We start from the raw sequence: 19585 nt of genomic DNA on the forward strand, positions 1-19585 counted from the left end.
GCTGCTGTTACAACTGTTTCAGCATCAGTTTCCGCCAGCGCACCTTGATACCACCCCCATCGTGAATCTGCAAAGCAATGGATCCGTTAGCAGCGCCGATCTTGGCATCGTGCATGTCAACCATCGGCTGGCCATTCAGGTACGTTTGTACGTGATCTCCCTGCACACGTATGCGGAGCGTATTCCACTCGCCGGGTTTCAGAATCGTTTCTTTTTCGGCGGGAATCTGCTCCAGCCAGCCCCGGCCGTACGATTCGTAGATACCGCCTGTGTCGTGGTCTTTAGGCGCTACTTCAACCTGCCAGCCGCTGATCTTGGTGCCTTCAATAGACGACCGGAAAAAGACGCCGCTGTTCCCATTGGCTTCCTGCTTAAACTGCACCGAGAGGTCAAAATCTTTATAGGTCTGTTCGGTAGCCAGGTAGCCGTATTGCTTGTCGGGTCCGCTTTCACAGATCAGTTCACCATCGGCGACATACCATTTTTCGGTACCGTAGATTTTCCAGCCTGTCAGGTCTTTCCCGTTGAAGAGGGTTATTTTTTTGGCGGGCGCCATGGCCAGGAACAAGCCCGAGAGAAGAAAAGCGACGACGATTCGGATCATGAGATGAGTTTTTTATGATTAAGTGGTCGAAAGATAAGTTTAACACAGAGCCACAGAGGGCACACAGCGAAAACAGAGCTTGTTGTGAGGCAAAAATTATGGCCAGTAAATAAAACGCTGTTTTCGCTGTGTGTCCTCTGTGGTTCTGTGTTAAATATCCTTACGCGTAGAAGCATCAGACCTTAAATCGCCTACTCAGAAACCTTCCTTCTCGTCTTCTTTATCTTTCTTCGGCTCCTTCTTCACGGGCTCCTTTTTGGCGACCACCGGCGCTTTTTTGGTCGTGTCGGTTTTTGCGGTGGCCTTGCCTTTGGTTACAACCGGCTTTTTAGCGGCGGGTTCGGCGTCATCCGGGCTAACGTCTTTAGCCGGATCGGTTGCTTTCGCGGTTGCACGGGTTGAGGCTGGCTTTGTTGCTTTTACCCCTTTCGCTGGTTTAGCCGCCGGAGCCGCGTCTTCATCAGCGCCAAAACCGTCGGCTTCTTTGGCAACGGCCGTTTCTGCCGCCGTTGGTTTAGTGGCCGGTTTCGCGGCTGGTTTCTTCGCTACGGGTTTCGAGCGAACCCGGTACTGCGATTCGTACCGCTCCACAAACAGGGCTTTTTCGTCTTCCGTGGCCGGAACAATAGACAGCAGTGACTTGCCCTTGCTGTTGTTCAACAGGGCCGTCAACTTATCGTTCGTTTCCTGGTCGGAGGTGATGATGGCCAGTTGACCGGCACCGCCGTTGCCAGTAGGATGGTAGTCATAAAACGCCCAGACGTCGTCAGAAGCCGCCACGTACAGGCTTAGCTCATCACCATTACCCCCCTTCCTGATTTCGACGTACCCATCCATCTGCGCATTGATGTCTACGTTTTGCAGGTTCGAGACGCCCAGTTTGCCAATGCTATAGAAGGCGTTGAACTTCTCTGACCAGCGCAGGTTCGTATTGGCCAGCACCAGCGCTGAGTTCAGCTTCGGCGACGCCAGCGCCAGCGATACATGCTGGTTTTGCGCCTTGTTCCGGTAGTCATCAACGGCTTTCTGACCGATCAGGGGCAGTAGCTTGTCAGATAATCGATTCAGGTCGTCGTCGGCAGCATCGCTGTTCTGTTCTTCCAGATTGCCCTCTACCAGCTTCCCGGCAATAGCCGCGTTGATCTGTTCGGGCACGGCGAAGGTCAGCGCCAGCAGTGCATTGATCCGATAAGCGGCACTGTCCACATTGACCCGGGCCGATCCGCTGGCGAGCAGGTACGTGTTTGGTTTGCTGCTCATCAGGTTCATCGCGCCCCGGAAGGTCATGATGCCTTTGTCGTCGTTGAACAGAAAACTGCTCTCGAAATCGTCATTCAACCCCTCGGTACCCACTTTGGGGCCAATCACGAAGGTTTTCTCTTTCTCGTCGTAGCGCATCACACCCGTAGCCCGGAAAATATCGTCGTCGCGATTATCTTCTTTGGGCGACAGGAACGACGGGTAAATGCCGGGGCTGCCAAAACGGCTCTGGATACCGGCAACCAGCACCTGACCACCTTCGTTTTTGAGTTTATCATCAACCGGAATGTCGATCGTTTCTACCACATTGGCTTTGAACGGAATCCAGCCGCTGATGAGGTCGAGGCGTTTTTTCAGCACCGGTTTCACGAAGCCATCCAGCCCCAAATCCTTTTCGGGGGCTTTCATCGTGATATCGCCCTTGAACTGCATTTTCGAGGTCAGCATCAGCCTGTCGGTCTCGTCAATGTCGGCACGAGCCACGGTATAATACGTAGTAAGGGGCTGTGAACTGACCGATGTGGGCTTTTTCTTTCCGGTCGTTTTGGCCGATGCTCTGGTTGGCGCTGAGGCCATTTTATCGGCCTCCTTGAATTCGAAGCTACCCATTTTAATCGCCGACGTATCGCTTTTAAACGGTCCGCCGCTGCGGTTGGCAAACAGGTACGTTGCATCGCCCGAGAAGCGAGTGCGCGACACGATCTGGATATTGCCATTCCGCAGGCGGTGGAACCGCGACACGGTATCGAGCTCCAGGCGGGCATTTTTGAACGGCAGCATATCGCCGTTGCGCCGAACCGTTACCAGGCCTTTCTCGGGATAAATACGGGCATCGGCCGAGTTGACATACGAGACACCGCTGATGTTGAGGGTCATCTTGTCGACGTCGTACAGGCCCGCGCCCGCGTTGAAGGTCAGCCCTTCCTGCTCCTCGCCGGTGGCTGTAAACGTCGAGGTTTTGGGATCGCCTTTCATGGCAATCGTTTTGCCTTTCATGTTCCACTGCGCCTTGCTGATGTTGGTGCGGTAGGCAGCATACGGAAACTCCATGCTCGAACTGAGCGTGTCGTCAACAGCGCGGTTGTCGCGGTTAATGGCCAGGTCAACAACGCCTTTCACCTGGTCGAAGTCGACATCTACGCCGGTCCCCAGCAGAATAGGCTTGGGCGCAATGCCTTTCACCTCAGAAGTAGACTCGATTTTAAGCCGGGCATTGTCGGCCAGGAAGCCATCTTTCCCGAATTTGATGCTTTCCGACTGTACTTCCGAATCGGTTCGGGTGAGTAGGCCATTCCCGTAAAGGCCCGTGGCCCGAACCAGCAGATTGCCTTCCAGTTTGGTGGTGCCGCCAAAGAAGGTGAAGCTGTTTTTCTGGGTTGTGATCACCATGCTATCCGCTTTGGGCCACCATTTCATGCCAAAGTTGGTGAGTGCCACGTTGGGGTAGTAGGTCTGCGTCTGTGCGGTTTGGGGCACTACTTTCTGCCCTTTTTTGGGTTTGACAGCGGCTACTTTTGTTGCCTGCGCTTCCACGATCTGCCCCGTTTCGCCAGTGGCAATCAGCGAATCGGGCATAAAGAGAATGTCTTTGGTCGACAGCGTCGCGGCAAGATGCGCAATCTCGCCCGGCGCGTGTAGTCCTTTCTTGTCCATTACCAGCTCGCCGGTTAGTTTCACGGTCGAAGCCGGTACGCCATAGAGTGGGTACGTCATGGCCTTGTGCGTGAAGCCCAGGGTCTGATCAGGCATGGTTTTCAGCTCGGTCTGGAATGGCGGGAAAATACCGTCGGAGTGGAACGTACCCACAAACGAAATATCGCCCTTACCCACGCTGTCGTTGTCGATGGCCGGGATCTTGAAAAATACCTTCCGGTTGTAGCGCCGGTCGCCACGATCTTCCTGGTCGAAATAAACGGTCATGCCTTCGGGCATCACCAGCCGTTGCGTGGTCTTCTTGCCCTTCACTTTCCCCGACTTATTGTCGGCCGTGGCGAAGAAAACGGAGCCGGGTTTTTCGTACTTGATATCACCGCCAATCTCGTCGGTTCGCCCCTGATCGGCCAGTTTTTGCGGCGTGAAGGTGATCGACTCGATCTTGTTCATGTTCAGGGCGAACTTGTCGTAATCGAAAGCCAGGTCGATGCCGTTGTAGCGCATATTGCCCGACTTCATCTGCCCCGTAAAGACCAGTGACCGACCTTTGCCAATGCGCATCGTTTTGTTGCTGGGCATACCGTACAATTTCAGCGAATCGCTGATCGTGAACCGGTCAACGCCCCGCACGGTCAGGAATTTTTCTTTACTACCCAGATCGATAGTTGCGTTGTGAGCGGAATCGTTGCTGTTGAAAAACGACTTGATTTCAAAGTTGTCAAAATCCTTTTTCTCGTTGTAGGCCAGAATGTATAACGCCCCTTTGCGACTCAGGCGCAGCATTTTGGTGCGATCGTCCTGCTCCAGATAGCCTTCCAGAATCATTCGACCCAGTGCACCACGCAGCGCCAGTGCATTTACATTGGGCACCGACCGGGTAATGTCATCGTCGAGAAAGGTTTGCTGCTTGGTTTTGGTGATATAATTGCCAATGATCTGCAACGGATGAAACCCATAGTCGGTAGCAATGTCGGCGTAGCGCTGTGGCTGGAAATAATCGAACGATTCGAGCCGAACGGGCACTTCACGCTTGGCCCCGATCTGGTAGAAGTCGACTTTCTGCCTGGGTACGTCCCACCGAACCACTTCGGGCTGAATGAAAAACTTGTGGTACGTATCGGAGAACGGCACCCGCCCATAGCCCGTCCGGTCGATGCGGCTGAGCGAAGCTACGCGCATTGTTTTATCGAATTTGAACTGAATGGCTGGGTGGGTCAGCGAATCGGCGGTATCAATGTAGCCTGTAAACTGTGCGACCGGGGCGGTGATGAGCGAATCGCGAAACTCGAATTTACGGCTGACAGCTTTGAAAACGACCTTGCCCGCCCGATCGGCTACCGTTAGTGTGGCGGGTTGGCCGTCTGCCGAAGCACCAACGAGCTGCAAGCCAGCCAGCGCCAGCCCGCCCTTGTAGGTGATGCCCGAACCGAGGCCGGGAATGACTTCATTGTTTCGATAGGACGCAAAACGCGGGTACTGGTCAGGAATGTTGCTAAACCGTTTCTTGCTGAGGTACTCAAACACACCCAGAATGGGTTTAGCCCCTTTTTCCATGGTCAGGGTTACTTCATCGGCGATCAGGCGCGGATTCATCACCACCATGCTGTAGGTGGTGAGGGTCACGTACCGGTCTTCGCGCTTCTGCAAGGCCCAGGTAAACGTACCGCCTTTGCCGACCCAGACGCCATCTTTCAGCATGAAATCACCCGATGTATTGCTTACCAGGGCCGAATCTCCATTGGCTACAATGGCCAGAAAGGCGTTGTTCAGGGTCACTACCGCACCTGTCACGGCCGGAATGGGCCGCTTCTGGATAGGCCTGTATATGACGCCAATTTCACGTGGTTTGGTCGTGTCCAGGCCCACAGGTGCATCCCAGCCATCGAAATTCGACGAGGCCGCTACTGTTGCCGTTTCCGAGGTTGCCGCCGACGTACCTGTGATAGCATCGGGCGAGGTCGCGCCTGCCTTGTCGATGAAGCGGAAGGCAAACGTGCCGCCAAGCAGATAGGTCTGGTTGAATTTAGCGGTATAGGCGGAGCGGTGCTGCAGAAAATCGCGGGCGGCATCCATGACCCTGGCAAAGGCTTTGGGATCGTTGAGGGCGAACTGCTTTTCGGCGACCGTGATCAGGTTATCAATGTCGGGGGCGTTCACGGCGGGTTTGGCCGTGTAAACGATGTGATACAGTGACGCGAGAAGCGGCGCGAAATGCGTGGCCGCCTGGTATCGTTTCTGGTTCATCTGCCGACAAAGCGCCATCAGCCGGTCGCGCTGCGAGGCTGTCAGCGTCTGTTCGCCCCAAAGCGATTCAAATTCTTTGTCGACCTGCATGGCTGCGGGGCCGCCCGTGGCCATCAGTTTCTGCAAATCAGGTAGAAACTGATCGGCTTTATCCGACAGCTTTACGTTCTGTGCCTGAACTAGAACTGAGAAGAAGAGACAGGTAATGAGTGCTATACGCTTCATTATTCGTTAACTAGGTCATTGCCATCACGCTACGCAGCCTGATGACTACTTTTTAAACAGCACCGACGCCCATTGGTTGCGCGTCAGTTGGGTAACAACCGAAAGGCCCGATTCGTCGGCTTTCTGGATAATATCGGGGGCATCATATTCGTAAAAACCACTCACCAGCAAATGCCCGTCTGGTTGCAGGTGCGTCACGTAGGCCGGGATTTCGGCCAGCAGTACGTTCCGGTTAATATTGGCCAGCACAATGTTGAACCGTTCGTCGGCTGCTACACCGTCAATCGTTCCGCCGAAGACACGTACCTGCGGGCAATTGTTCAGCGCGGCGTTCTCAATCGCGTTGTTCACAGCCCACTCCTCAATGTCGAACGCCAGCGCATCGGTTGCCCCGAGTTTCACGGCCAGAATGGCCAGAATGCCCGTTCCGCTCCCCACATCGAGTACCGCTTTGCCCGAATGAGTCAGGCCAAGCTGGTGTTGCATCATCATGTGGGTCGTTTCGTGATGCCCTGTTCCAAACGACATTTTGGGGTTAATCAGCAGGTCGTAGGTAAAGGCGCTGTCTGGTTCGTGGAAAGACGCCCGAACCCGAACCGATGCTGCTTCGGTAACGACCTCAATGGGCTGGTAATTCTGTTCCCATTCGGCGTTCCAATTCTTCTTTTCTAACGAAGTAACTGTGTAGGCTATTGCCGTTTGCGCCTGATAACGGGCAATCAATTGGGCTACTTCATCCGCGTCGAAATCGGCTTCAGGTATATAGGCATTCAGGCCCTCATCGGTCTCGGTAAATGACTCAAAACCAAGTTCGGCAAGCTCAGCGGTGAGGATATCGGCAAAGTCGGGCGAAAGGGTAAGCTGTAGTTCGATGTAGTTCATGCAGCAAAGGTACGCTGAGCAACAGCACCAAGCGATTCAACGCGCACCCGGGCAATCGGATGGTATCGTTTACTGCTTTGGCTGAAACTGATTGGCGCGGATATTCTGTGCCGCCAGCGTGGCTGTGTCAAGGATGCGTTTGGCGCGGGTCTCGGGGCGTTTGGCGTTCAGGATCCATTGCAGTATGCCCTGTTTTATCGATTTCGGAAACGCGGCGAAATAGGCTTCCGCGGAAGGTGTAGCGGCCAGTACTGCCTGTAAATCGGCCGGAATGACCACCGCTTCTACGTCGTCGAGGGCTGTCCAGGTGCCGGTTGCTTTAGCCAGGTCGATCATGCGCTGCCCGGCGGGCGTCATCAGCCCCTGTTCGATCAGTTGCGACACGCGGGTTTTGTTCAGCCCACTCCAGTTACTGCGGGGTTTGCGGGGACAGTAGTAGAGGAGTGAGCGTTCGTTGTCGAATTTGTTTCCCTTGCTATCGATCCAGCCGAAACAGAGCGCTTCCATCACCCCTTCGGCATACGAGATGGTCGGTTTGCCCGTAGCGGCTTTGTAGCTCATCAGCCATACGCCTTTTGAGCTGGCGTGGTTTGCCATCAGCCAGTTGCGCCACTCGGCCCGGCTATGCATGGCAACGATCGGAAACCCGTCGGTGTGGACCATTGGTGTAGGTACGTTGTTTTGCCGTTAATTTACAGAAAGGAAAGGAGGAAAGGGAGGAAGGGGAGGAAAGGAGAATGGAGGAAAGGAAAATGGAGGAAAGGGAGGAAGGGGAGGAGGGAAGAATGGAGGAAGGGGAAATGCTTCGCATAATCATATAGTCGCATCAGGCAGAGCATTCTCCCTCTCCTCCCTTCTCCCTTCTCCCTTCCTTCCTCCCTTCTTCCCCTTCCTCCCTTCCTCCCTTCCTCCCTCCCTTCCTCCTTTCCTCCCTCTTTTAATGGGCTCAATTCAACGCCAGACTTTACTCGGAACCGGATTCTCCTATGCGGGTATCCTCGTGGGCTTTTTAACGACCGGCCTGTTGCTACCCAATGTGCTGGAAACGGACCAGAATGGTCTTATTCAGGTGTTGATGAGCTATGCCATCATCCTGACACAGTTTGCCAACCTGGGTATTAACGGAGCGGGTGGCCGGTATTTTCCGTATTTCCGAAACTACGAACGCGGGCACGGTGGCTTTTTGCTGCTGTCGCTGAGTTTGTCTATCATTGGCTTTTCCGTAGCAACCGTAGCTGTACTAGCGTTTAAAGACCAGATACAGGCGGCCAATCAGGCCAGGTCGGCGCTGTTTTCGGCCTATTACCTGCTGCTACTACCGCTGACGTTCGCGACCCTGTTTTTCAACCTGTTCGACAATTATGCCCGTTTGCTCTATGACAGCGTGACGGGTACGTTCCTGAAAGATTTCTTGCAGCGGTTTATCTTTCTGGGCGTCGTCATTGCCTACTGGCAGGGGCTGATCAGCTTTCCCATGATGTTGGCGGGCTGGTTGAGTTCGTATATGGTTTCGTTGCTGCTCATGATGGCCAGTCTGATCCGGGACGGGCATTTCACGTTGTCGTTCCACCACCTTGATCTTCCGCCCGATCTGCGCCGGTCGCTGTTCCGCTACGCCGGCCTCACCCTGATGACGGGGTTATCCACACAACTGATTCTGCAAGTGGATAAAATCCTGATCAATGATATGCAGGGACTTAGCAGCACCGGCATATACGGTATCAGTGCTGCCTTCGGGTCGGTCATTGCGGCGCCCGCCACGATGCTGTACAAGGTGTCGGGCGTGGTCATTGCCGATGCGTGGAAAGCAAATAACCTGAACAGTATCCGGTCGGTTTATCAGAAAAGCTGCCTGAGCCAGCTGGTCATTGGCTGTCTGGCGTTTGTGGCCATTGCTGCCAACCTGCCCAATATCTTCCAGTTTCTGAAACCGGCTTATGAAGCGGGCTATTTTGTCATTCTCTGGCTTGGCTTCGGCAAACTGGTCGACATGGCAACGGGCGTGAATGGGCAGATTCTGGGTACGTCGCGCCGGTATGCCTGGGACTCGGTGTTCAACATTGCCATGGTGATCATCACCCTTGCCATTACACCGGCGCTGATACGTACCTACGGCATTGAAGGCGCGGCCATCGGGGCGGTTGTCGCCACGGTTTTATTCAACGCTGCCCGGACGGGATTTGTCTGGTATTCCTTTGGTCTACAGCCGTTTAGCTGGCGTAATGGGGCCGTTGTGTTGCTCGGTGCCGTGGTTTGGCTACTGGCTTCGTTACCGCCTTATGTATCGGGCAGTACGTTGCTGGTCATTATGGACATGGCCCTGCGATCGGCCGGGATCGTGGTGCTCTACCTGGGTACGTTGCTGGCGCTGCGCCTTTACCCCGACCTGAATGCGCTACTGGTCCGTTTGTGGTCGGCGCGTGGCTTCATGAACCGCCGTTAACAGCGCTTCTTCCGGTAGTCCAAAGGGCAACCCGCGTCGGCCAACGGTTTCGCGGGCTACGTACAGGGCTTTGTCGAGCCGATAATCCGAAAAACCTTCGGCCGCTCCGCCCCACGAAAACGACGGAATATGCTTTGGCTGGAACCCTGCGCCAAACACGTTCACGTTGACCCCTACGACCGTACCCGTATTGAACAGCGTACTGATGCCCGCTTTGGTGAAATCGCCCATCATCAGCCCGCAAAACAGCCGTCCCGTGTCTTCCAATTGACCGGTAGCGTAGCTGTGCAGCTTCACGTTGGTATAGTCGTTCTTCAGGTTTGAATTGTTCACGTTGGCCCCCAGGTTGCACCATTCGCCGATGACTGAGTTGCCCAGAAAACCGTCGTGCGCTTTGTTGCTGTAGCCAAAGAAAACGGAGTTGCCCACTTCGCCGCCCACCTTGCAAAACGGGCCAATGGTGGTGTTGCTACGCATTTTTCCGCCCCAGTTCACCGTCGAACTGTCGCACAGGGCAAACGGGCCAATCATGCTGGTCCCCTCGCTGATAGTCGCGTTTTTGCCGATGTAGATCGGACCCCCTTCGGCGTTCAGGACCGATGCCCGAATGGTAGCTCCTTCTTCGATGAACAGATTTTCGGCGCCGTAAACTGCCGTATGCGGATCGGTCAGTGGGGCAGACGTGCGGCCGATGGTGATTTTGGTGAAATCGGCCCGAATCTGATCACCGTTCAAGGCGAAAATGTCGGGTAGTTGCCGCAGGATGACGGGCGTTTCGGTTGTTTGAACGGGAAAGAAGCCGCTGGCGTCCGGTGCTTTATCGAGTCGATAAGTGGTTCGAACAGCAATCAGGGTTTGGTCAGCCGTTACCAGGGTTTGCCCGTCGGCTAAGCGGTGAACAGCGTCTACGAGCGCGTCGGTCGGGCAAACGGCCCCGTTGATGTATAGGTTATCAACGCCTGAAAGGTGCGGAAACTTCGGCTGTAGATAGGGCTCAGTCAGGTGAGAAACTGGATTTTCCAGCCAATGTTGCCACTTTTCGGTGATTGTCCAGATACCCATACGGATATCGGCAACGGGCCGGGTAAACGTAAACGGCAACAAAGCCATCCGAACGGTCGGCTCATCGAAGAGAATATAATTCATGCGGCAAAGATAAGGTATGTTTGATGTGCTGGCCGTTGGTTGATGTGTAGGGGCAACCGGAAGGCCGGACCACCCTCGTGGTTGCCCCTACACATCAACCAGCTGCAATCGGGCCAACCAACAGCCAATCATCACAGCCGCCAGTCGACGCGGTGGTGGAAGAGGAGGAAAACGAAGAGGATGACCCACAGCACATCGACGAAATGCCAGTAGAGCGTAATAAGCCTGATTTTAAGCTGGTTGGGTGGGTTAACGCTGTAGACGAACGACTCAACGTAGGCGCGTCGGCGCAGGGCTTCAAGCAGGGTGATGGTGATGAAGATCAGGCCAACCAGAATATGCAGCAGGTGAAGCCCCGAAATGATATAAACGAAGCCGCCAGCGGGGTTACCTTCCAAGCCAACACCAGCCCTGACCATCTGACGCCAGCCCCAGCCCTGGAGCAGAATAAATAACGTACCCAGCACCAGCGTAGTGGCTATGTTGATCCGATACACCGAAAACTGTTCATGCTTAAAAGCCCGGTTGGCATTGTGTAATGTGAGGCTGCTCAACAGAATGACCAGCGTACTCATCACAAAAACATTGGGCAGGGCCACGTCAGACCAGCCGGGACCAGTTTGCCGAACAATGTATATGCCCAACAGGACCGTGAACAGCAATACGCTACCCCCGATACCCAACCAAACCATAAACCGGAACGGCTCCCGCCGTCGTGTCAGTCGACTCATATTCTCTGTTTGCTGTTTACTGTTTGCTGTTTTCCGTTGCTCGGCTCCATATAACACTTGTGTCTTTAGCAAAGCAACGGAAAACAGCAAACAGCAAACCGTAAACTATTTATAATTGATCACTCCAGACCGTATAACGCGAAAAAAGGGTACTTCTCTCCGGTGGGGCCGAAAAAATCCCGTAGACTGTTGAGCCGCTGCCGCTCATGCTGGCATAAATGGCCCCCGTATCGTACAGACGCTGCTTTATGTCGGCCAGTACGGGGTATTTTGGAAATAAGCTATCCTCAAAATCATTATGGACCGTGCGTCGCCACGTGTCAATGGGCGCTTCCAGTAAGGTGCGGAGCGGGATCTCCGGCTTGCGTGGCGTTACACCGGCGTAGGCTTCTGCCGTTGAGATAGCCAGATTCGGATACACAAGCACAATCGAATAGCCCGTCAGATCAAGCGCAATTTCTTCGAATACATCCCCCTTCGCAACGCAGTATTGCGGTCGGTTCTGGATGAAAAAAGCACAGTCGCTACCCAGTTTTCGGGCGTAGGCTTCGCGTTGGTCGACCGTCAGATCCAGGCTGAACTGCGTGTTGAGCAGGTTGATCGTTGCCGCTGCATCGGCCGATCCCCCGCCCAGCCCCGCGCCGATAGGCACAACCTTGTGCAGATGCATCTGCACAGGCGGCAACTCATAGTCGGTCCGAAGCAGTTCGTAGGCCCGAACACACAAATTGCGCCCCGGATCATCGCCCGAAGCGCCGGCCCGGCCCGGTATGGGCAGGCCGCTGGTACTGAAGTTGAACGTGGAGGCCGGTATGATTTCCAGTGCATCGGACCAGCCAACGGGGTAAAAGGCCGACAGCAGGTTATGAAACCCGTCGGGGCGACGGTCGGTCAGTTGCAGACCAATATTGATTTTACAGGCGGGAAAGGCAATCATAGGGCGAATATAAGTCAGGAACGCGGGTCTTTTGGGGGCAGTTTGGCCCTGTGCCGCTCGTGTATACCTTTGCTTTTATGAGCGACTTCTTTATTTACCTGCGTCTCGGTTTCGATCACATCACCGATCCGAACGGTTACGATCATATTCTGTTCGTTATTGCGCTCTGCGCCGTGTATACGCTCGGGCAATGGCGGCAGGTGCTCACCCTGATTACGGCCTTCACCATTGGCCACTCGATCACGCTGGCGCTGGCCACGCTGAACCTGATCACCTACAGTACGGCCCTGATCGAACTGCTCATTCCGGTCACTATTCTGATCACGGCCATTACCAATTTTTTCTATCAGGAACCAAAGTCGCGTTCGCTGATGATGAATCGGAAACAGAAACAGCCGTGGCGTTACGGGCTGGCCCTGGCCTTCGGCCTGATTCACGGCATGGGTTTCTCAAACTACCTGCGGAGCCTGCTTGGGCGCGAGGCCGACATTGTGAAGCCGTTGCTGGCATTTAATATTGGCCTTGAACTGGGGCAGCTGCTCATCGTCGGCCTGGTGCTGACCGTGACGTACCTGGTGCTAAACATTATACAAAGCAGCCGCCTTCGCTGGACGCTGATCGTCTCGGGCCTGGTGGCTGGTATGGCCATTTCATTAATCATTACTAACCCGCTCCTTGCGAAGTAGCGCACTGCTACCTAAATAGATCAATGTGCTGCCCAATTTTTTACTTCGATTAAGCGATTTGGCGACTAATTAATTGGCCTTTTTTCATTTGTGATGAGCGGTTAAGGCGTTTAAATGCGCTTTATCCGCTTTTTCTGTATTTTTAAGGCTGTATTTCATGAACAAACCTACTTTTATGCGACACACAATCGGGTCAGTGTTGGCCATTGCCCTGGCTCTGCTGGTTGGCGAACGGGCTGTAGCTCAATCGGCTCCGTCCAGTTTCAGTGCCAATGACAAGTTTGAGCAGCTCGGCCCCGTGCTGCCCACGCCCAATACCTTCCGTACAGCTGCCGGTGCACCCGGTAAAGATTACTTTCAGAACCGCGCCGACTACGACATCAAGGTCACGCTCGACGATGCCCAGCAGAAAATCATTGGCACCGAGACGGTCACGTACTTCAACAACTCGACCGACGAGCTGCGTTACATCTGGCTACAACTCGATCAGAACCTGTTTGCCAAAGGCTCAACCAGCAGCATCACCCGCACCGGAAGCGTACCGGAGACGGGCATGACGTTTGCTCAACTGCAGAACCTGACGTCGGTGCGGGAGCGCAGCCAGCAGCAGGCCAGTGATAAGTATGGGTACCGAATCACGAAAGTGACGACCAAAACAGGGCAGACATTACCCTACACGATCAACCAGACCATGATGCGCATTGACCTGCCTACGCCCCTCAAGCCAGGTACGTCCTTCGCCTTCAACGTCGACTGGAACTACTTCGTGACGGAATACTACGGCCGGAGCGGTCTGGAGAAATTTAAAGACGGCAACAGCAACTACTTCATCGCCCACTGGTTTCCCCGCCTTTGCGCCTACAACGATGTAAATGGCTGGCAGAACAAGCAGTTCCTGGGCACCGGCGAATTCACGCTGATCTTCGGAAATTATAAAGTGGCCATCACCGTACCCAGCGACCACGTGGTTGGCTCAACCGGCGAATGCCTGAATTACAAGCAGGTATTGTCGGCTACGCAGCAGCAGCGGCTGGCCAAGGCCGCTACCAGCAAAGCGCCCGTGGTGATTGTCACCCAGGCCGAAGCGGAAGAAGCCAGCAAATCAAAGCCGGAAGACGTGAAATCGACCAAAACGTGGGTCTACAAAGCCGATAACGTTCGTGACTTTGCATTCGCCAGCAGCCGCCGGTTCATCTGGGATGCCATGCAAACCGATGTGTATGGCGATGGCAAGAAGATCTGGAGCATGTCATTCTACGCGAAAGAGGGAAACCCACTGTGGGGTCAGTACTCGACCCGCGTGGTTGAGCATACGCTGAAATCGTATGGCAACCGTACCATCAAGTACCCGTATCCGGTCGCGATCTCGTGCCACGCCACGGCCGGCGGCGGTATGGAATATCCGATGATCTCGTTCAACGGTGGTCGCCCGGAAGCCGATGGTACCTATTCTGAGCAAACCAAAGCGGGCATGATCGGGGTAATCATTCACGAAGTAGGGCACAACTTCTTCCCCATGATCGTGAACTCCGACGAACGCCAGTGGACCTGGATGGACGAAGGCCTGAACACGTTCTGTCAATATCTGGCCGAAAAAGAGTGGGATTATAACTTCCCAAGCCGCCGGGGTGAGCCTCAGTATATCGTCGATTACATGAAAGCCGACAAGGCTGTGTTATCGCCGATCATGACCTCGTCCGATAACGTCATCAACCTGGGAGCCAACGCCTACGCCAAGCCAGCTACCGCCCTGAACATCCTGCGCGAGACCGTGATGGGCCGTGAACTGTTCGATTACGCCTTCAAGGAATATGCGCGGCGCTGGGCCTTCAAATCACCCGAGCCTGCCGACTTCTTCCGTACCCTGGAAGACGCCTCAGGCGTTGACCTCGACTGGTTCTGGAAGGGGTGGTTCTTCGGTGTCGACGCCGTTGACCAGGATCTGGTGGAAGTAGACTGGTATCAGCCTAGCTCACAGAACCCGGAGGTGGTAAAAGCCGAAGCGAAGGAAGCGTACAACCGTCGGATGAATACCGTGGCCAAACAGCGCGATGCCGCCACGCAGAAAGAAACCGTGGTTGCCCAGGATACCACCATGATGGACTTCTACAACCGCTACGACCAGTTTGCCGTAACCGACGCCGACAAAAAGAAATATCAGGATTATCTGGCCACGCTGACGCCCGATGAGCGCGCCCTGCTGGAATCGAAGCAGAACTTTTACACGCTGACGCTGAAAAACAAAGGCGGTATTCCGATGCCGGTCATCATCCGCATGCAGTTTGAAGATGGAACTGACTCGGTAGCTCGCCTCCCAGCCGAAATCTGGCGGTACAATACCAACCAGATCAACAAAGTGTTTGCCACCAGCAAAAAGGTAACGCAGTGGACGCTGGACCCATATCAGGAGATTGCTGATATCGACACGGAAAACAACTCGTATCCGCGTGTGTCGAAGCCAACACGTCTGCAATTGTTCAAGCAGCGTCCCGGTGGGTTCGGCCCAGGTGCACAGGGCCCGAACCCAATGCAGCAACAACGGCAAGCTAGCGGTACGCCTCCTGCCCAACAAGGCACTGGCCCACGCCGGTAGGTACGTTCGCTTTCACAAAAAGTCCCCTGGCCGCTCGTCAGGGGACTTCTTGTGCCTCAGAAGGTGACACAGGTTTGAGTGTTGCCTTCGCGCTGATGTGCATTGCTGACGCCTAGTCGAAGGGCCAGGCGTCAGCAATGCACATCAGCACGAAGCAGCAGCTTTTTGTATCTCATAGGTTAGGTAAAGAAAAACAACGTACCCAGCGCACATCACCTGTTCAGAGAGTAATCCCGGAAGAGCAGTAGCTCTTCTTGTTCGTGGGCCACGTACCTGGCGAATATCTTGTCGCCAACCTGGTGCTTTACCGCCGAGATACCCGCGTCGATCAGGCGTAAACCGCGATTGGTCAGGAGGATATTGTCGAAGGCCAGACCGTCCAGATCGGAGGGGCGTTTCAGGCCACGGTGTACGAAACCACTGGTATGCAACTGCGCCAGTTTGTCGGCAAATACATCGAACCACAGTCCCCGACGTTCCACTTCATGAGCCCGATAATCGATCGGATAGATGCGCTCCATGATCAGCATCGTGGCTTTCCCTGCCTCGTTATAATCGAGTCGGCTGAATCGGACTACCAGTTCATGGCTGGCATTGGCAAACCGCCTTTTCTCCGCTTCTGAGCGGTTCGTCGTCACGGCCGATGTCTGAGCGGGTATCACCCGAAAATTAGTTGGCTACTTCTGTGTCTGACAGCACAATGACCGTGTTATTGGCACCTGATGAAAGCCGGCGGGGGTATTTCATATCTGTAGCGGCTAAATACGGGTAACAACCACTAAATAGTCGCTTCATATATAGTAATTTTAAGAGCGCATGCTCATGCGCCATCTCGTAAATAGATCTCTTTACATGCATCAACATCTATCGACTGTCCTGCGTGGCGTGCTGCTACTGGGACTTGCTGTGCCTACGCTGGCACAGAACCGTCGGCCAGACGTACCCACCTCTACGTCAGCTACCTCCGCTACCGTTACACCAAACACGGCTTCGCCAACAGCCGCTGGGCCGCCTCGCGTTGCCATCAAACCTTACCGTGAAGTGATCACCAGAGCGGCCAAGACCAGCCGGGGTCTGTTCACATCGCACCAGGTCGACGACAAGTACTATTTCGAGATTGCCGACTCGCTGCTGGGTCGCGAGTTTATGGCCATCACCCGGATTGCCAAAGCCCCAACTGGCGCCGGTTATGGCGGTGAGCTGGCCAACCGTCAGGTGTTGCGCTGGGAACGTGGCCCGGATCGTCGGTTGCTGTTGCGGGTGGTCAGCTACATCAACGTTGGTATGGCTGGCGGTGATACATTGCCAATCTCGCAGGCGGTGCGCAACTCAAACGTAGAACCGATTGCGGCCGCGTTCGATGTGCGGGCCATTCGTAAGGACTCGTCAACGGTGATCGACGTAACGGATTTCTTCCGAAACGACAACCAGGTTGTGTCGCTCACACCAGCCACCAAAGCCCGCTACCGGATCTTGACCGCTGCGGCGGATCGGTCATTTATCCAGACCATCAAATCGTACCCGATCAACACGGAGGTGCGGGTGACGAAGACGTTTACCGTGAACACCACGCCAACGCCACCTTCGCCAATTCCATCACCACAACAGACCGTGACGCTGCCGGGTGGTAATGATGCCGGGGCTGTCACGATGGAGATCAACACGTCGATGATTCTGCTGCCGAAAGAACCCATGCGCAAACGCCTGTTCGATAGCCGTGTTGGTTTCTTCGCCAACAACTACACCGTTTACGATGATAATTCGCAACGGACGGAAGACGAAACATTTGCCGTCCGGTGGCGGCTGGAAGCCAAAAATGATGCCGATGCCCAGCGTCAGAAAAAAGGCGAACTAATCGAGCCAAAGAAACAGATCGTGTATTACATCGATCCGGCCACACCAACCAAATGGCGGCCTTTCCTGAAAGCAGGTGTAGCCGACTGGCAGAAGGCTTTTGAAAAAGCAGGCTGGAAAAACGCCATCATTGCCAAAGACTGGAACAGTACCGATACGACGCTGAGTCTGGAAGATGCCCGTTATTCGGTGATTCGCTACTTCGCGTCCGACATCGAAAATGCCTACGGGCCAAACGTGAATGACCCCCGGTCGGGTGAGATCATCGAGAGCCATATCGGCTGGTATCATAACGTGATGAATTTACTTCGGAAATGGTATGTAGTGCAGGGAGCTGCCGTCGATGCGCGTGCCCGCAAGCCTAAATTCGATGATGACCTGATGGGCCAGTTGGTTCGGTTCGTATCGAGCCACGAGGTAGGTCACACGCTGGGTCTACGCCATAACTTCGGATCGAGCCACGCCACACCGGTTGAAAAACTACGCGACAAAGCATTCATTGAGCAGAACGGCCACACCGCATCGATCATGGATTATGCCCGTTTCAACTACGTAGCGCAGCCTGAAGATGGCATCACAGACCTGTTTCCCCGCATTGGTACCTACGATATCTGGGCGATCGAATGGGGGTACAAACCCGTTTACGATACCAAAGATGCCACGGCTGATAAGCTGGTGCTGAATACCTGGGTGAAAAGCCACGAGAAAGATCCCCGCTACTGGTTCGGTACGGAGATCAACCCGATGGACCCCCGGTCGCAGAGTGAAGATTTAGGGGATAACGCCATGAAAGCCAGTACGTATGGCATTAAGAACCTGAAGCGGATCATGCCAAACCTAACCGAATGGACGAAGGAAGAGGCGGAAGATTATGATAAGCTGCGTGAAATGTACGGGGAAGTGGTTGGTCAGTTCCGCCGGTATATGGGTCACGTAACCAAATACGTAGGCGGTATCTACGAAACACCACGTACCTACGATCAAACTGGTTTGACGGTCTACGAACCAACGCCGAAAGCATTGCAGAAAGAAGCCGTAGATTTCCTGAATACGCAGCTGTTCCAGACACCAACCTGGATCCTTGACCCGAAAATCATGCCGCTGGTACGCGCCGATCAGGGTATCGATTATATTCGGACGCTGCAGGAAACGACGCTCAACAGCCTGACCGATGTAGGCCGGTTGTCGCGCCTGATCGAAACGGGGTCGGGTTCGTTGGCCAAGCCAGGTGTGCCAAGCTACACCCTCATCGAGTTCATGGCTGATTTGCAGAACGGTATCTACAAGGAGCTGTCGACCGGTAAGGCAATTGATATTTATCGGCGTAACCTGCAGAAAGCCTACGCGGAAAAGCTGATTGCCGTTCTGAATACACCGGCGTCGACGGGAGCTGGCGCTGCGCCGTTCGCTGGTGCTGGCTTCCGGTTCAATCCAGGTCCGGTTACCGATGTCCGCAAGTCGGATATCATGTCGGTCGTTCGGGGTCAGCTGGTTAGTCTGCAACGGAGCATCGCTTCGGCTATACCGCGCCAAACAGATACCATGAGCAAATACCACCTGGCCGATATTCAGGCCCGTATCCAAAATGCCCTGGATCCGAAGAAAGGATAGACGCTAACTGGGAAATAAATAATGGCGCTGCGGGTAAAATTTAGCCCGGCAGCGCCATTATTTATTGTACATTATTCATTATTCGCTACTTTTGCAATCCAATTCGGGATGTAGCGCAGTCCGGTAGCGTGCTTGCATGGGGTGCAAGAGGTCGTGGGTTCGAATCCCGCCTTCCCGACCACACAAAGAGTGAAAAACCGCCTAAAACTAGTTTTTAGGCGGTTTTTCTGTTTTAGCACATCAGTGATATAATGCTTTGTTCTGGCTATGGTTGTGTTGCTCTTATTCGACACACAACTGAGCCTTCAGGATGGTCACGTCTACTATAAACCAACCTATTCAAGGACGGTCAGTTTTCGATTTATCTTGCTATCTATCAAATGGCTGGGAGTACCGGTCGACAGTAGGCTGTCAGTAGGTCTGATGGATAAATTAACTTAAAGGTTAAGAAACAATGGCCTGGCAACGTACCTGAGAATATGCACTTTTGAACATGAAAAGGAATTACTAATTTGACGCCTTAATCTGAAATACGCTCCTTTTTTGCTTTAAAATAAGCATGATTGGATTGAACTTTTTCAATAAACGCGTTCTTTACTTCTTGATTTACAGGTCTGTCACCGATGTAGCCCCTCAGAGTCTCACTTCCAGCAGAATAAGGATTAAGACTAGAATAGAAAAAGTAACTGTTTCTAAAACATTACCAACTCAGAGTC

General features: G+C 54.0%; 13 protein-coding genes, 1 tRNA gene and 1 CRISPR repeat array (1 of these 15 running past the window's edge). Of the genes, 5 read left to right on the forward strand and 9 right to left on the reverse strand.

What is annotated here, in order from left to right:
• Positions 1–7 precede the first annotated feature (7 nt).
• The 4 genes from ACAW75_RS24595 to ACAW75_RS24610 form a co-directional block, all read right to left on the reverse strand.
• Entirely contained in the window at positions 8–604 is a 597-nt protein-coding gene (locus ACAW75_RS24595; RefSeq protein WP_370731440.1) for a 3-keto-disaccharide hydrolase, read from the reverse strand.
• Positions 605–799: 195 nt separating this feature from the next.
• A complete protein-coding gene (locus ACAW75_RS24600; protein ID WP_370731441.1) occupies positions 800–5986 on the reverse strand; it encodes a hypothetical protein in 5187 nt (1728 codons plus the stop codon).
• Positions 5987–6031: 45 nt separating this feature from the next.
• Positions 6032–6868 carry a 50S ribosomal protein L11 methyltransferase gene (gene prmA / locus ACAW75_RS24605; RefSeq protein ID WP_370731442.1) on the reverse strand — a complete coding sequence of 279 codons (837 nt, stop codon included), beginning with the start codon at positions 6866–6868 and terminating at the stop codon, positions 6032–6034.
• Between the two features lie 69 nt (positions 6869–6937).
• A complete protein-coding gene (locus ACAW75_RS24610; protein WP_370731443.1) occupies positions 6938–7531 on the reverse strand; it encodes a YdeI/OmpD-associated family protein in 594 nt (197 codons plus the stop codon).
• A 277-nt stretch (positions 7532–7808) separates the two neighbouring features.
• Between ACAW75_RS24610 and ACAW75_RS24615 the strand changes: the two genes are divergently transcribed.
• The gene (locus ACAW75_RS24615; RefSeq protein WP_370731444.1) at positions 7809–9311 is read left to right on the forward strand and encodes a lipopolysaccharide biosynthesis protein; all 1503 of its coding nucleotides are present in this window, start codon (positions 7809–7811) and stop codon (positions 9309–9311) included.
• Here ACAW75_RS24615 and ACAW75_RS24620 read toward each other — a convergent pair.
• The 3 genes from ACAW75_RS24620 to ACAW75_RS24630 form a co-directional block, all read right to left on the reverse strand.
• Positions 9264–10457 carry a putative sugar nucleotidyl transferase gene (locus tag ACAW75_RS24620; protein WP_370731445.1) on the reverse strand — a complete coding sequence of 398 codons (1194 nt, stop codon included), beginning with the start codon at positions 10455–10457 and terminating at the stop codon, positions 9264–9266. The two genes, ACAW75_RS24615 and ACAW75_RS24620, sit on opposite strands and share 48 nt — an antisense overlap.
• A 131-nt stretch (positions 10458–10588) precedes the next feature.
• The gene (locus ACAW75_RS24625) at positions 10589–11188 is read right to left on the reverse strand and encodes a cytochrome c oxidase subunit 3 (protein ID WP_370731446.1); all 600 of its coding nucleotides are present in this window, start codon (positions 11186–11188) and stop codon (positions 10589–10591) included.
• A 109-nt stretch (positions 11189–11297) separates the two neighbouring features.
• Positions 11298–12125 (reverse strand): 4-(cytidine 5'-diphospho)-2-C-methyl-D-erythritol kinase, encoded by an 828-nt coding sequence (locus ACAW75_RS24630; RefSeq protein WP_370731447.1) that lies wholly within the window; start codon positions 12123–12125, stop codon positions 11298–11300.
• A gap of 77 nt (positions 12126–12202) precedes the next feature.
• Here ACAW75_RS24630 and ACAW75_RS24635 point away from each other — a divergent pair, with 77 nt between their 5' ends.
• Both ACAW75_RS24635 and ACAW75_RS24640 read left to right on the forward strand, forming a co-directional pair.
• Positions 12203–12811 (forward strand): HupE/UreJ family protein, encoded by a 609-nt coding sequence (locus ACAW75_RS24635; RefSeq protein ID WP_370731448.1) that lies wholly within the window; start codon positions 12203–12205, stop codon positions 12809–12811.
• A gap of 175 nt (positions 12812–12986) precedes the next feature.
• Positions 12987–15404, forward strand: a complete 2418-nt coding sequence (locus tag ACAW75_RS24640) for a M1 family aminopeptidase (protein WP_370731449.1) — start codon at positions 12987–12989, stop codon at positions 15402–15404.
• 212 nt (positions 15405–15616) lie between these two features.
• Here the strand turns inward: ACAW75_RS24640 and ACAW75_RS24645 are convergent, their stop codons facing one another.
• A complete protein-coding gene (locus ACAW75_RS24645; RefSeq protein ID WP_370731450.1) occupies positions 15617–16042 on the reverse strand; it encodes a hypothetical protein in 426 nt (141 codons plus the stop codon).
• A 31-nt stretch (positions 16043–16073) separates the two neighbouring features.
• Positions 16074–16199, reverse strand: a complete 126-nt coding sequence (locus ACAW75_RS24650; protein ID WP_370731451.1) for a hypothetical protein — start codon at positions 16197–16199, stop codon at positions 16074–16076.
• 57 nt (positions 16200–16256) lie between these two features.
• Between ACAW75_RS24650 and ACAW75_RS24655 the strand changes: the two genes are divergently transcribed.
• Both ACAW75_RS24655 and ACAW75_RS24660 read left to right on the forward strand, forming a co-directional pair.
• Positions 16257–18869: a zinc-dependent metalloprotease gene (locus ACAW75_RS24655; RefSeq protein ID WP_370731452.1), complete on the forward strand. Its 2613-nt coding sequence runs from the start codon at positions 16257–16259 to the stop codon at positions 18867–18869.
• Positions 18870–18973: 104 nt separating this feature from the next.
• Positions 18974–19050: transfer RNA gene (locus tag ACAW75_RS24660), tRNA-Pro, on the forward strand.
• Positions 19051–19501: 451 nt separating this feature from the next.
• Positions 19502–19585: direct repeats of the CRISPR family, unit length 37 nt; unit sequence CTCAGAGTCTCACTTCCAGCAGAATAAGGATTAAGAC; it runs 544 nt beyond the window's last position.

The organism is Fibrella arboris (genome assembly GCF_041321095.1).
GTDB classification, from domain to species: domain Bacteria; phylum Bacteroidota; class Bacteroidia; order Cytophagales; family Spirosomataceae; genus Fibrella; species Fibrella arboris.